Source organism: Streptomyces sp. Tek67B01 (assembly GCF_055231995.1).
In genome coordinates, this window is the sequence record NZ_JBUYUY010000001.1 from 1,452,592 (window position 1) to 1,466,232 (window position 13,641).

The following is a 13,641-nucleotide window of genomic DNA, read 5'->3' on the forward strand; positions in this document are numbered from 1 at the left end:
CGCCGGACCGACGGCACCAGACCACACCCGTACCGCGCAGCCGCGTATCCCCTCAGCGCACCCTCATCAGCGCTTAGCCGGAGGCAACACCGTGAAGGACATCCTCGACGCGATCCAGTCGCAGGCCGCGACTGCCGCCGACTACGCGGCCCTGCCGCTCCCCGACTCGTACCGCGCGATCACCGTGCACAAGGACGAGGCGGAGATGTTCGCCGGGCTCACCACCCGCGAGAAGGACCCGCGCAAGTCCCTGCACCTCGACCAGGTCCCGGTCCCCGAACTCGGCCCGGGCGAAGCCCTGGTGGCCGTCATGGCCTCCTCGGTCAACTACAACTCCGTGTGGACCTCGATCTTCGAGCCCGTGTCCACCTTCAGCTTCCTGGAGCGTTACGGGCGCCTGTCGGAGCTCACCAAGCGCCACGACCTCCCCTACCACGTCATCGGCTCCGACCTCGCGGGTGTCGTGCTGCGCACCGGCCCCGGAGTCAACGCCTGGAAGCCCGGCGACGAGGTCGTCGCGCACTGTCTGTCGGTGGAGTTGGAGTCCTCCGACGGCCACAACGACACGATGCTCGACCCCGAGCAGCGGATCTGGGGCTTCGAGACGAACTTCGGCGGTCTCGCGGAGATCGCACTGGTCAAGTCGAACCAGCTGATGCCCAAGCCCGAACACCTCAGCTGGGAGGAGGCCGCCTCCCCCGGCCTGGTCAACTCCACCGCCTACCGCCAACTGGTCTCCCGCAACGGCGCCGGCATGAAGCAGGGCGACAACGTCCTGATCTGGGGCGCCAGCGGCGGCCTCGGCTCCTACGCCACCCAGTTCGCCCTCGCCGGCGGCGCCAACCCCATCTGCGTCGTCTCCTCCCCCGAGAAGGCCGACATCTGCCGGGCCATGGGCGCCGAGGCCGTCATCGACCGCAACGCCGAGGGCTACAAGTTCTGGAAGGACGAACACACCCAGGACCCCAAGGAGTGGAAGCGCTTCGGCAAGCGCATCCGCGAACTGACCGGCGGCGAGGACATCGACATCGTCTTCGAACACCCCGGCCGCGAGACCTTCGGCGCGTCCGTCTACGTCACCCGCAAGGGCGGCACCATCACCACCTGCGCCTCCACCTCCGGCTACATGCACGAGTACGACAACCGCTACCTGTGGATGTCCCTCAAGCGCATCATCGGCTCCCACTTCGCCAACTACCGCGAAGCCTGGGAAGCCAACCGCCTCATCGCCAAGGGCAAGATCCACCCCACCCTCTCCAAGGTCTACACCCTGGAGGAAACCGGCCAGGCCGCCTACGACGTCCACCGCAACCTCCACCAAGGCAAGGTCGGCGTCCTGGCGCTGGCCCCCGAGGAGGGCCTGGGCGTGCGCGACCACGAGATGCGCGCGACGCACCTCGACGCGATCAACCGCTTCCGCAACGTCTGACAGCCGACGTCCGATCGTTCAAGGGCCAAAGGGACAGCCTGAGATGACAGAGCGCCAGAAAGACCGACCGTGGCTCATGCGGACGTACGCCGGCCACTCCACGGCCGAGGCGTCCAACGAGCTGTACCGCCGCAACCTCGCCAAGGGCCAGACCGGCCTGTCGGTCGCGTTCGACCTTCCGACGCAGACCGGCTACGACCCCGACCACATCCTCGCCCGCGGCGAGGTGGGCCGGGTCGGGGTCCCGGTCTCCCACCTGGGCGACATGCGGCGGCTGTTCCAGGACATCCCCCTGGAGCAGATGAACACCTCGATGACGATCAACGCCACGGCCATGTGGCTGCTGGCGCTCTATCAGGTGGCCGCCGAGGAGCAGGGCGCGGACATCTCCCAGCTCCAGGGGACGACCCAGAACGACATCGTCAAGGAGTACCTCTCGCGCGGGACGCACGTCTTCCCGCCGGGACCCTCGCTCCGCCTGACGACGGACATGATCGCGTACACGGTCAACCACATCCCGAAGTGGAACCCGATCAACATCTGCTCGTACCACCTCCAGGAGGCGGGGGCGACCCCGGTCCAGGAGATCTCGTACGCGATGTCGACCGCGATCGCCGTGCTGGACTCGGTGCGCGATTCCGGGCAGGTCCCGGAGGAACGTTTCGGTGAGGTCGTCGCCCGTATCTCCTTCTTCGTGAACGCGGGCGTCCGCTTCATCGAGGAGATGTGCAAGATGCGCGCCTTCGGACGGATCTGGGACAAGGTCACCCGGGAGCGCTACGGCATCGAGGACGCCAAGCAGCGACGCTTCCGGTACGGCGTCCAGGTCAACTCCCTCGGACTGACCGAGGCGCAGCCGGAGAACAACGTCCAGCGCATCGTGCTGGAGATGCTGGCGGTCACCCTCTCCAAGGACGCCCGCGCCCGCGCGGTGCAGCTGCCGGCCTGGAACGAGGCGCTGGGCCTGCCCCGGCCCTGGGACCAGCAGTGGTCACTGCGCATCCAGCAGGTCCTCGCGCACGAGAGCGACCTGCTGGAGTACGAGGACATCTTCGCCGGCTCCCACGTCATCGAGGCCAAGGTCGAGTCCCTGGTGGCGGAGTGCCTGGAGGAGATCGACCGGATCCAGGAGATGGGCGGCGCGATGGCCGCCGTCGAGTCCGGCTACCTCAAGTCCCGGCTCGTCTCCTCGCACGCCGAGCGACGGGCCCGGATCGAGGCCGGCGAGGACAAGATCGTCGGCGTCAACTGCTTCCAGCAGACGGAGGAGAACCCGCTCACCGCCGACCTGGACGGCGCCATCATGACGGTGGACGGGGCGGTGGAGGCACAGATCGTCGAGCGCATCGGCCGCTGGCGCGCCGAGCGCGAGGAGTCCTCGAACCGCCAGGGCGGGGGCGACCCCTTCGTCTTCCCCACCACCCGGCAGGCGCTGGAGCGCCTCAAGGAGGCGGCGGCCGGCACCGAGAACCTGATGGAGGCCACCTTGGAGTGTGCCCGCGCCGGTGTCACGACCGGCGAGTGGGCGAGCGCGCTGCGGGAGGTCTTCGGCGAGTTCCGCGCCCCGACCGGGGTCTCCTCGGCCCCGGTGGCCGTCACCGCCGAGGAGGGCACCCCGATGGCCCTCGTCCGCGAGAAGGTCGCCCGGACGGCCGAGGAGCTCGGCTCCGGCCGGCTGCGCCTGCTGGTCGGCAAGCCGGGTCTGGACGGGCACTCCAACGGCGCCGAGCAGATCGCGGTGCGCGCCCGTGACGCGGGCTTCGAGGTGGTCTACCAGGGCATCCGGCTGACGCCCGAGGAGATCTCCTCCGCCGCGCTGGCCGAGGACGTGCACTGCGTGGGACTGTCCATCCTGTCCGGCTCGCACTGCGCGCTCGTCCCCGACGTGCTGGAACGGCTGCGCCTGGCGGGGGCGGGCGACATACCCGTCATCGTGGGCGGCATCATCCCGAACGCCGACGCGGTGACACTGAAGGCGGCCGGAGTCGCCGCCGTGTTCACACCCAAGGACTTCGGCATCACGGAGATCATCGGCCGTATCGTCGACGAGATCCGCAAAGCGAACAAGCTCGACCCCATGGAGGTTCCCGCATGACCACGCCCGCTTCCCCGGTGAACCGGCTGCGGCCGCGCCGCTCCTGCCTCGCGGTGCCCGGTTCGAACCCGCGTTTCCTGGAGAAGGCCCAGGGCCTGCCGGCCGACCAGGTCTTCCTCGACCTGGAGGACGCCTGCGCCCCCCTCGCCAAGGAGGGCGCGCGCCACACGATCGTGGACGCGCTGAACAACGGCGACTGGACCGGCAAGACCCGTGTGGTGCGCGTCAACGACTGGACCACGCACTGGACGTACCGCGACGTCATCACGGTCGTCGAGGGCGCCGGCCAGAACCTCGACTGCATCATGCTGCCGAAGGTGCAGGACGCCCAGCAGGTCGTGGCGCTCGACCTGCTGCTGACGCAGATCGAGAAGACCATGGGCTTCGAGGTCGGCAAGATCGGCATCGAGGCGCAGATCGAGAACGCCAAGGGCCTGGTGAACGTCGACGCGATCGCCGCCGCCTCGCCGCGCCTGGAGACCATCATCTTCGGCCCGGCCGACTTCATGGCCTCCATCAACATGAAGTCCCTGGTCGTGGGCATGCAGCCGCCCGGCTACCCGGCGGACGCCTACCACTACATCCTGATGCGCATCCTGATGGCGGCCCGTACGCACGACCTCCAGGCGATCGACGGTCCCTTCCTCCAGATCCGCGACGTGGACGCGTACCGCGAGGTCGCCGGGCGGGCCGCGGCCCTCGGTTTCGACGGCAAGTGGGTGCTGCACCCCGGACAGGTCGACGCGGCGAACGAGGTCTTCTCCCCCTCGCAGGAGGACTACGACCACGCCGAGCTGATCCTCGACGCGTACGACTGGTGCACCTCCGAGGCCGGCGGCAAGAAGGGCTCGGCCATGCTCGGCGACGAGATGATCGACGAGGCCAGCCGCAAGATGGCCCTGGTCATCGCCGGCAAGGGCCGGGCGGCGGGCATGCAGCGCACCAGCAAGTTCCAGATCCCGGAGGCGTAGGACCATGCAGTTCGGACGCACGTACGAGGAGTTCGAGGTCGGGGCCGTCTACAAGCACTGGCCCGGGAAGACGGTCACGGAGTACGACGACCACCTCTTCTGTCTGCTGACCATGAACCACCACCCGCTCCACATGGACAGCAACTACGCCGAGAACACCACCGACTTCGGCAAGAACGTGGTCGTCGGCAACTACATCTACTCGCTGCTGCTCGGCATGTCGGTCCCCGACGTCTCGGGGAAGGCCATCGCCAACCTGGAGATCGAGTCCCTGCGGCACGTGGCGCCGACCTTCCACGGCGACACCGTCTACGGCGAGACCACGGTCCTCGACAAGACCCCCTCGAAGTCGAAGAACGACCGCGGGATCGTCTATGTGGAGACCAAGGGCTACAAGCAGGACGGCACCCTCGTCTGCGTCTTCCGCCGCAAGGTGATGGTCCCGACCGAGACGTACATCAAGGAGCGCGGCGGCGAGCAGCCCGGGCGCCCGCAGCTCAAGGAACAGGGGAAGTAAGAGCCATGACCCGACTTGCCCAGACCGCCGGCCTCAACGAGGTCCAGCGCGAGATCCTCAAGACGGTCCGCGAGTTCGTCGACAAGGAGATCATCCCGGTCGCGACCGAGCTGGAGCACCGCGACGAGTACCCGCAGCAGATCGTCGACGGCCTCAAGGAGCTCGGCCTGTTCGGGCTGATGATCCCGGAGGAGTACGGCGGTCTGGGTGAGTCGCTGCTCACCTACGCGCTGTGCGTCGAGGAGATAGCGCGCGGCTGGATGTCCGTCTCGGGCATCATCAACACCCACTTCATCGTGGCGTACATGCTCAAGCAGCACGGCACGCAGGAGCAGAAGGACCACTTCCTCCCGCGCATGGCGCTGGGCGAGGTGCGCGGCGCGTTCTCGATGTCCGAGCCGGGCCTGGGCTCGGACGTGTCGGCCATCACCTCGAAGGCGGTGAAGGACGGCGACGAGTACGTCCTGAACGGCCAGAAGATGTGGCTGACCAACGGAGGCACCTCCACGCTGGTGGCCGTCCTCGTCCGGAGTGACGAAGGACACCCTGAGGGCACCGCGCCCCACAAGTCGATGACGACCTTCCTGGTCGAGAAGGAGCCCGGCTTCGGTGAGGTCCGTCCGGGCCTGACCATCCCGGGCAAGATCGACAAGATGGGCTACAAGGGCGTCGACACGACCGAGCTCATCATGGACGGACTACGCATTCCGGCCAATCGCGTCCTCGGCGGCCAGACGGGCCGAGGGTTTTACCAAATGATGGACGGCGTCGAGGTCGGTCGCGTCAACGTGGCGGCGCGTGGCTGCGGCGTCGCTCAGCGTGCGTTCGAGCTGGGTGTCTCGTATGCCCAGCAACGTCACACTTTCGGCAAGGCGATCGCCGAGCACCAGGCCATCCAGTTCAAGCTGGCCGAGATGGCTACCAAGGTCGAAGCCGCCCATGCGATGATGGTCAACGCAGCACGCAAAAAGGACTCCGGGGAACGAAACGACCTCGAAGCAGGGATGGCGAAGTACCTCGCCTCCGAGTACTGCAAGGAGGTGGTGGAAGACGCCTTCCGCATCCACGGCGGCTACGGGTTCTCGAAGGAGTACGAGATCGAGCGCCTCTACCGGGAAGCCCCGATGCTGCTGATCGGTGAAGGTACCGCCGAGATCCAGAAAATGATCATCGGGCGACGCCTGCTCGAGGAGTACCGACTCCAGGGCTGAAAGTACCTTTTGCGGTGAATCGCTCGACGATTTTCCGCAGAAGGATCACTGGCAGTCACTGGCCGACGGCCATCGACTCGGCTTCTGGCTTGCCCAGTTGTTGCGCGCAACCGATAGCATTCCAGTAAAGCCGCCGTCCCGTCCCCCCGTTTGCGGCGCGGCATCACCCGCTACGAAGGTCATCCATGCCCCACAGCCAAACCTCTGCACCTCGCGTCGGCCTCCTCGGTGGACGCCTCGCGCGCGGAGCATCGCCGTGGCTCCTGCCGACCGTCGCCACCGCGGCGCTCAGTCTCACCCGGGCCCGCAAGTCCGGACGCTGGGCCGCGGCGGCCGTGCCCGCCACCGCTCTCGCGGCGGGCATGCTGTGGTTCTTCCGCGACCCCGAGCGCGAAATCGCCCAGGGCCGCGTCATCTCGCCCGCCGACGGCGTGGTGCAGAGCATCATGCCGTGGAAGGACGGGCGCACTCGCGTCGCGATCTTCATGAGCCCCCTGAACGTCCACGTCAACCGTGCGCCCCTGGCCGGCACGGTGACGTCCGTGGAGCACATCCCCGGCGGGTTCGTCCCGGCGTTCAACAAGGAGAGCGAGAACAACGAGCGCGTCGTCTGGCACTTCGACACCGAGCTCGGCGACATCGAGATGGTGCAGATCGCCGGTGCCGTGGCGCGTCGCATCGTCCCCTACCTGCCGGCCGGCACCAAGGTGGAGCAGGGCGAACGCATCGGTCTGATCCGCTTCGGCTCGCGCGTCGACATCTACCTCCCCGAGGGCGTCGAGGTCGCGGTCGAGGTCGGTCAGGCCACCACCGCGGGGGTGACCCGAATTGACCGTGACTGACCCTGAGACCCCTGCCACAGGCTGGGTGCCCGAGGCCAAGGACGAGGACGCGGACGCGGAAGACATGCCGCTCTCCCTGCGGCTTTCGATAGCGGACACCCTCACCCTCGGCAACGCGACATGCGGATTCATGGCGGTGTACTTCACCACCACCGGAATCCTCATCCCGCACCTCACCGGAAGCGGCGAGTCGGGCATGGCCCGGCACAGCGCGGCGACGGCGGTGATACTGATGCTGCTCGCGGCGGTCTTCGACCTCTTCGACGGCATCGTGGCCCGCAAGCTGCGCAGCTCGCCCATGGGCGCCGAGCTGGACAACCTGTCGGACCTGATCAGCTTCGGCCTCGCGCCGGCGTACTTCGTGCTCGTGTACGGCATGGTCGCGGACGACGCGCACCAGAAGATGTCGGCACTGGCGGCGATCGTGGTCCTACTCGCCGTCGTCCTGCGCCTGGCGAGATTCAGCTGCGTGACGATGAAGGACGGCATGTTCCAGGGCATGCCGAGCCCCTTCGGGGCCCTGACGGTCGTGTCCGTCGTGCTGCTGGGGCTGCCCTTCATCCCGACGCTCCTGGCGATCATCGGGGTGGCGTGGCTGATGGTGAGCCGCGTCGAGTACCCCAAGCCGCGGGGAGTCCTCGCGGTGGCGATGCTGAGCTGGATCGTCGGAGCGATGGGGCTGCTGGCGGCCTGGGCGTTCGACGCGCCGGGCGGTCAGCTGCTGCTCCAGACGGGCTGCGCCCTGCAGATCGCCCTGGCGGCGACGATCCCGCTGTTCGCGACGACCCGTCGCGCGAACACGTTCCGCCACAACCGGCGGGAGGCGCGGGCGGCGCAGCTGCCGTAGCGCTGTCCGCTGTTTTCGTAGGGCGAGGGCCCCCGACCGCCTCCGGCGACCGGGGGCCCTCCCACATCCCGCCCCGTCGCGGGCCCCTCCAACCCGGCGGCCGACCGCACCGGGCTGTGGCCGAGCCCCTCCCCCGCCCGGCAGATCCAGCCCACCGGCGGCAACCGCCCGCTACGCCCCCGGTGCGACAGGTCCGGCCTCGGCGGCGCTCGAGCCCCGGTTTTTCGGCGCAGCCCCGGGCACGCCCCGCCTCGCCCGACGCGCTTGCACCCCACCGACCCCGATGCGCAGATCGGCCCCGCCGGCGATGAGGCGCGGCCCCGGGGCGAAGTCCCGGGGTACGGGCGCAGCCCAGGCCGTACGGCGCCGCCGGCCACCTCCGGCCCCGCCGGGGGGCAGACTCAGCCTCGCCGGCGATTGCGGTGCAGGCCCCGGGGGCACAGCCCCGGCCGTACAGGCCGGCCCCCCTGGGGCAGATCCGGCCACCGCCGCGACCCCCAAGCCCCCGGCGATTGACGCGCGGCTCCCTGGGGAGCCGACGGAGCCCAGGCCGTACCGCGCCGCCCGGCCACCTCCGGCCCCGCGGGGGGGGCAGACTCAGCGTCGCCGGCGATTGAGGCGCAGGGCCCGGGGGCGAAGCCCCCGGGCCGGGCACAGCCCGGGCTGTACGGCGTGCCGCCCGACCGCCGCCCGGCCCCGCCGGGGGCAGATGCAGCCTCGCCGGCGATTGAGGGGCGGCCCCGGGGCGGAGCTCCGAGGTCCGGGCGCGGCCCTCGCCGCACGGGCCGGCCCTCGTGGGGCGGCTTGAGCCCCGGGGCACGCGCGGGGCCCCGGGCGCATCCGGCCCGCTTGCACACCACCGACCCCACCGGGACACCCTGCCAGGCCGCCTGCCCCCGGCAGATTTAGCCCCGCCGGCGATTGAGGCACGGCTCCGGGGCGGAGTCCCGGGGTGCGGGCGCTGCCCCGGCCGTACGGGCCGCCCCGCTGGGGCAGATCCGGCCTCGCCGGCGACCCCTCAAGCCCCGCCGGGGCCGGGCGGCGGCGGGGAGGGCTACGCTTGATGTCGGAAAACCGCCAGCCCCGCACGGGACCGGCCGGGATGCTGGAGCCATGTACACCGACACCGACCGCTGCGTCAGGGCCGTGCAGTCGAAGGACGCCCGCTTCGACGGCTGGTTCTTCACCGCCGTCCGGACCACTGGGATCTACTGCCGGCCGAGCTGTCCCGCCGTGCCGCCCAAGGTCGAGAACATGACCTTCCTGCCCAGCGCCGCCGCCTGCCAGCAGGCCGGGTTCCGGGCCTGCAAGCGGTGTCGGCCCGACACCAGCCCCGGCTCCCCCGAGTGGAACGCCCGCGCCGACGCCGTCGCCCGCGCCATGCGGCTCATCCAGGACGGCGTTGTCGACCGCGAGGGCGTACCCGGGCTGGCCGCCCGGCTCGGTTACTCCACGCGCCAGGTCGAGCGGCAGCTCAACGCCGAGCTCGGCGCCGGCCCCCTCGCCCTCGCCCGGGCGCAGCGCGCCCAGACCGCCCGGCTGCTCATCGAGACCTCCGCCCTCCCCATGGGAGACGTCGCCTTCGCCGCCGGGTTCGCCTCCATCCGGGCCTTCAACGACACCGTCCGCGAGGTCTTCGCCATCTCCCCGAGCGAGCTGCGCACCCGCTCCGCCAAGGCCCACCGCGATCAGCCGCGCATCCCCGGCACGATCAGCCTGCGGCTCCCCTTCCGGGCGCCCCTCAACCCCGACAACCTCTTCGGCCACCTCGCCGCGACCGCGGTCCCCGGCGTCGAGGAGTGGCGCGGCGGCGCGTACCGGCGGACGCTGCGGCTCCCGTACGGCACCGGCGTCGTCGCGCTCGCCCCGCGACCCGACCACATCGCCTGTCAGCTCGCCCTGACGGACCTGCGGGACCTCACGATCGCCATCAGCCGTTGTCGTTGGATGCTGGACCTCGACGCCGACCCCGAGGCCGTCGACGAGCAGCTCCGCTCGGACCCCCTGTTGGCCCCGCTCGTCGACAAGGCGCCGGGGCGCCGGGTTCCCCGTACCGTCGACGCGGCCGAGTTCGCCGTACGGGCCGTGCTCGGCCAGCAGGTGTCCACCGCCGCGGCGCGTACCCACGCGGCCCGGTTGGTCACCGCGCACGGCGAGTCGGTCGCGGACCCCGACCCCGAGGGCGGGCTGACCCACCTGTTCCCGTCCCCGCGGTCCTTGGCCGCGCTGGACCCGGAGTCGCTCGCCCTGCCGCGCAGCCGTCGCGCGACCCTCGCCGCCCTGGTCTCGGGCCTCGTGGACGGCTCGCTCCCCCTGGGTGTCGACAGCGACTGGGAGGCGGCCCGCGCGCGGCTGGGCGCGCTGCCCGGCTTCGGTCCGTGGACGACCGAGGTCATCGCGATGCGGGCCCTCGGCGACCCGGACGCGTTCCTGCCCTCCGACCTGGGGGTACGTCGCGCCGCGGCCGGGCTGGGGCTGCCCTCCACTCCCGCCGCGCTCACGGCTCGGGCGGCAGGCTGGCGGCCCTGGCGCGCGTACGCCGTCCAGTACTTGTGGGCCACCGACAGCCACCCGATCAACCACTTGCCCGTCTGAGCCCGTTGAGCCCATCCAAGGAGACGACCCGCCATGAACAGCAGCAGCAAGCAGCACACCGTCGTCGACAGCCCCTACGGTCCCCTCACCCTCGTCGCCACGGACGGCGTCCTCAGCGGCCTCTACATGGTCGGCCAGCGGCACCGCCCGCCGGAGGAGTCCTTCGGCGAACGGGTCTCGGGGGCGGAGGAACCCTTCCCCGATGTGGTGCGGCAGTTGATCGCGTACTTCGCCGGCGAGCTCACCGACTTCACCGTCCCGGTCCGGCTGGAGGGCACGGCCTTCCAGCGCAGCGTGTGGGAGCAGCTCGTACGCATCCCCTACGGGCGGACCTGGTCGTACGGGGAACTCGCCGCGAGGCTCGGCAAGCCCGGGGCCTCACGGGCCGTGGGCCTGGCCAACGGCAAGAACCCGGTCGGCATCATCGTGCCCTGCCACCGGGTGATCGGCGCCTCGGGCGCCATGACCGGCTACGGCGGCGGCCTGGACCGCAAGGTCCGGCTGCTGGCCTTCGAAGCCGGCGAGCGGTCGCTGCCGGTCTGACGCCCGCGGCCGGGCCCCGGCCGCTCGGGCGCGCGGGTGCGGTCCGGCGCGCGGGTGCGGTCCGGCGCCGCGTTCCTAGACGACGGCGAGCGGGACGAGCAGGGCGAAGCCGGCGCCCGCCTCGACCGCGTAGCCGTACAGGGAGGGGTGCTGGACGGGCGCGGCGAGCAGGACCACGCTCCGCTGCTCGGCCGCCGCCGCGACCCACTGCGCGTCGGCGCCGAGCTTGCCCTGGTACCAGCCCTCGCAGCTGCCGGGGCCGGTGACGGCGAGCAGGTCGTCCTCGCGGCGGTAGAAGGCCTGCCAGTCGGTGGCCGGAACCGACCAGGCCTCGAAGTCGGCGAACTCCGCCCAGCCGCCGTCGCGTATCGCGCCGTCGAACAGCCAGACGGGCGCGCCCTCGGGCGTGACCTCGCCGCCGGCCTGCTCGTCGGTGGTGAAGTGGACCATGGGGAGGGCGTCCGGTCCGTCGGCCGTGCTCGGCCAGGCATACATCGTGATCATGGGCTGCATTCTGTCCTGGTCGAAGTAGGCCTCGTATAACGGGTGTTACGCCTCCGCCGGACGACGGCCGTTCTCCAGCTCGACGGCGCTCGCCCCCGTCTCCAGCACCCGGTAGCCCTCTTGGACCCGGCGGGCGAGCGACGCGAGGAGGTACGTCGGCAGTTCCGCGGGCGCGACCATCTTCCAGGAGAGCAGTTCCTCTTCCTGGAGCTTGACGGAGGCGAGCTGTTCGGCGTCGAGCACACCGCCGTCGTAGAGGTACGCGACCAGAGGGGGGCGGCCCACGCCCACGCTCCAGTCGACGGCCAGGAGCCGGCCGAGCGGCTTGTCGATGCCGATCTCCTCGGCGCTCTCGCGCCGGGCGGCGGTCCGCGGCGACTCGTTCCGGTCGGACTCGACGGTGCCGCCCGGCAGGGCCCAGCCCTCGCGGTAGTTGGGCTCGACGAGGAGCACCCGCCCCTCGGCGTCCCGGAAGAGGGCGGCCGCACCGGCCAGCACCCGGGGCAGGCTCGCGATGTAGGTGGCGTAGTCATCCGTGGTCGTCACGTCCGCCACCCTACCCAGGCCGTCCCGCGCGGGTCGTGCCCGGTCAAGCCCCCGGTCCGCGGATCACCCCTGCGGCTACGCCGGCGCCGTCGTACCCCCCGTCGTACCCCGTCGGCCGTGTCCGCGGTGGTCGCCGGAGCGCCGGCTTTGCGTATTCGGGGGGCCGGTCCCGGTACGGACGTGTCCCTTCCGGTGAATCCGCGCTCACGCGGCCACACTATGCAGGGTTATGACCCCTTTTGGCAGTACGGGCGCCGCCTGTGTCCCAGGCCACCCATGGGCATAGGAGGATCCTCCGGATAGGCTCATGGGGGCGCGACTGCACTGTTCGATAGCAAGGGATCAGCAAAGGTGACGGACGGAGCAGTAACTGAGGCCGCGCGCGTACTCATCGCCGCGGACAAATTCAAGGGCTCGCTCACGGCCGTACAGGTCGCGGAGCGGGTGACGGCCGGCCTTCGCAAGGCCGTACCGGGCGTGGAGATCGAGACCCTCCCCGTCGCGGACGGCGGCGACGGTACGGTCGCGGCCGCCGTCGCGGCCGGTTTCGAACGCCGTGAGGTACGGGTCACCGGACCCCTCGGCGACCAGGTCACGGCCGCTTTCGCGCTGCGCGACGGAACCGCGGTGGTCGAGATGGCGGAGGCCTCCGGGCTCCAGCTGCTCCCCCAGGGCGTCTTCGCCCCGCTGACGGCGACCACGTACGGCTCGGGCGAGCTGCTCAAGGCCGCCCTGGACGCGGGCGCGCGCTCGATCGTCTTCGGCGTGGGCGGCAGCGCCACCACGGACGGCGGCGCGGGCATGCTCGCCGCCCTCGGTGCGGTGTTCCTGGACGCGAACGGCGAACCGGTCGGCCCGGGCGGCGGGGCACTCGCCTCCCTGGCCTCGGCGGACCTGTCCGGCATCGACCCCCGCTTCGCGGACGTGGACTTCGTGCTGGCGAGCGACGTGGACAACCCGCTGACGGGCCCGAAGGGCGCGCCGGCGGTGTACGGCCCGCAGAAGGGCGCCTCCCCCGAGGACGTGGCGACGCTGGACGCGGCGCTGGCGCACTTCGCGGTGGTGCTGGAGAAGGCGATCGGCGCGAAGGCCGCCGAGTGCGCGGTGCTCCCGGGTGCCGGTGGCGCGGGCGGCATCGGCTACGGGGCACTGCTGCTCGGGGCGACGTTCCGTCCCGGTATCGAGCTGATGCTGGAGGTGCTGGGCTTCGCCCCGGCGCTGGAGCGCGCCACGCTGGTGATCACCGGTGAGGGTTCGCTGGACGAGCAGACCCTGCACGGCAAGGCTCCGGCCGGTGTCGCCGCCGCGGCGCGGGCGGCGGGCAAGGAGGTCGTGGCGGTGTGCGGGCGGCTGCTGCTGGAGCAGGAGGCGCTGAGCGCCGCCGGCATCCGGCGGGCGTACCCGCTGACGGAGATCGAGCCGGACCCCGCCAAGTGCATCGCCAACGCCGGTCCGCTGCTGGAGCAGGTGGCGGCCAACATCGCGGCCGAGGTGCTCTGACCCCGTCCGAACGCACGAGAGGGCCGGTTCCCGGTGGGAGC

General features: G+C 71.0%; 12 protein-coding genes. 10 read left to right on the forward strand and 2 right to left on the reverse strand.

Going from position 1 to position 13,641, the window contains the following annotated elements; all coding sequences use genetic code 11:
- Positions 1–91: 91 nt before the first annotated feature.
- From ccrA to ACV7NM_RS06750, 9 genes are all read left to right on the forward strand, one after another.
- Entirely contained in the window at positions 92–1,429 is a 1,338-nt protein-coding gene (ccrA, locus tag ACV7NM_RS06710; RefSeq protein WP_463409403.1) for a crotonyl-CoA carboxylase/reductase, read from the forward strand.
- Between the two features lie 43 nt (positions 1,430–1,472).
- Positions 1,473–3,524 (forward strand): protein meaA, encoded by a 2,052-nt coding sequence (locus tag ACV7NM_RS06715; protein WP_463409404.1) that lies wholly within the window; start codon positions 1,473–1,475, stop codon positions 3,522–3,524.
- Positions 3,521–4,495: an HpcH/HpaI aldolase/citrate lyase family protein gene (locus tag ACV7NM_RS06720; protein ID WP_463409405.1), complete on the forward strand. Its 975-nt coding sequence runs from the start codon at positions 3,521–3,523 to the stop codon at positions 4,493–4,495. The genes ACV7NM_RS06715 and ACV7NM_RS06720 overlap by 4 nt, the downstream gene beginning before the upstream one ends.
- Before the next feature lie 4 nt (positions 4,496–4,499).
- Positions 4,500–5,012, forward strand: a complete 513-nt coding sequence (locus tag ACV7NM_RS06725) for a MaoC family dehydratase (RefSeq protein ID WP_362299656.1) — start codon at positions 4,500–4,502, stop codon at positions 5,010–5,012.
- A gap of 5 nt (positions 5,013–5,017) precedes the next feature.
- Positions 5,018–6,223, forward strand: coding sequence for an acyl-CoA dehydrogenase family protein (locus ACV7NM_RS06730; protein ID WP_136212901.1), 1,206 nt, complete (start codon positions 5,018–5,020; stop codon positions 6,221–6,223).
- Between the two features lie 185 nt (positions 6,224–6,408).
- A complete protein-coding gene (locus tag ACV7NM_RS06735; RefSeq protein ID WP_136212902.1) occupies positions 6,409–7,065 on the forward strand; it encodes a phosphatidylserine decarboxylase in 657 nt (218 codons plus the stop codon).
- Between the two features lie 25 nt (positions 7,066–7,090).
- On the forward strand, positions 7,091–7,912 hold the full coding sequence (gene pssA / locus ACV7NM_RS06740; RefSeq protein WP_463413860.1) for a CDP-diacylglycerol--serine O-phosphatidyltransferase: 822 nt from the start codon (positions 7,091–7,093) through the stop codon (positions 7,910–7,912).
- 1,113 nt (positions 7,913–9,025) lie between these two features.
- Positions 9,026–10,507, forward strand: a complete 1,482-nt coding sequence (locus tag ACV7NM_RS06745; RefSeq protein ID WP_463409406.1) for an AlkA N-terminal domain-containing protein — start codon at positions 9,026–9,028, stop codon at positions 10,505–10,507.
- Between the two features lie 33 nt (positions 10,508–10,540).
- Positions 10,541–11,050 carry a methylated-DNA--[protein]-cysteine S-methyltransferase gene (locus ACV7NM_RS06750; protein ID WP_463409407.1) on the forward strand — a complete coding sequence of 170 codons (510 nt, stop codon included), beginning with the start codon at positions 10,541–10,543 and terminating at the stop codon, positions 11,048–11,050.
- Between the two features lie 75 nt (positions 11,051–11,125).
- On the opposite strand, the gene ACV7NM_RS06755 is transcribed toward ACV7NM_RS06750, so the two are convergent.
- Together ACV7NM_RS06755 and ACV7NM_RS06760 are read right to left on the reverse strand one after the other, a co-directional pair.
- Entirely contained in the window at positions 11,126–11,554 is a 429-nt protein-coding gene (locus ACV7NM_RS06755; RefSeq protein ID WP_136212906.1) for a hypothetical protein, read from the reverse strand.
- 45 nt (positions 11,555–11,599) lie between these two features.
- Positions 11,600–12,100 carry an NUDIX domain-containing protein gene (locus ACV7NM_RS06760; protein ID WP_463409408.1) on the reverse strand — a complete coding sequence of 167 codons (501 nt, stop codon included), beginning with the start codon at positions 12,098–12,100 and terminating at the stop codon, positions 11,600–11,602.
- A 351-nt stretch (positions 12,101–12,451) separates the two neighbouring features.
- Between ACV7NM_RS06760 and ACV7NM_RS06765 the strand changes: the two genes are divergently transcribed.
- A complete protein-coding gene (locus tag ACV7NM_RS06765; protein ID WP_463409409.1) occupies positions 12,452–13,600 on the forward strand; it encodes a glycerate kinase in 1,149 nt (382 codons plus the stop codon).
- Positions 13,601–13,641 lie beyond the last annotated feature (41 nt).

Coding starts and splice junctions, on each gene's coding strand:
- ACV7NM_RS06715 (WP_463409404.1), top strand. CDS start 1,473: ATGACAGAGCGCCAGAAAGACCGACCGTGGCTCATGCGGACGTACGCC.
- ACV7NM_RS06720 (WP_463409405.1), top strand. CDS start 3,521: ATGACCACGCCCGCTTCCCCGGTGAACCGGCTGCGGCCGCGCCGCTCC.
- ACV7NM_RS06725 (WP_362299656.1), top strand. CDS start 4,500: ATGCAGTTCGGACGCACGTACGAGGAGTTCGAGGTCGGGGCCGTCTAC.
- ACV7NM_RS06730 (WP_136212901.1), top strand. CDS start 5,018: ATGACCCGACTTGCCCAGACCGCCGGCCTCAACGAGGTCCAGCGCGAG.
- ACV7NM_RS06735 (WP_136212902.1), top strand. CDS start 6,409: ATGCCCCACAGCCAAACCTCTGCACCTCGCGTCGGCCTCCTCGGTGGA.
- ACV7NM_RS06745 (WP_463409406.1), top strand. CDS start 9,026: ATGTACACCGACACCGACCGCTGCGTCAGGGCCGTGCAGTCGAAGGAC.
- ACV7NM_RS06750 (WP_463409407.1), top strand. CDS start 10,541: ATGAACAGCAGCAGCAAGCAGCACACCGTCGTCGACAGCCCCTACGGT.
- ACV7NM_RS06755 (WP_136212906.1), bottom strand. CDS start 11,554: ATGATCACGATGTATGCCTGGCCGAGCACGGCCGACGGACCGGACGCC.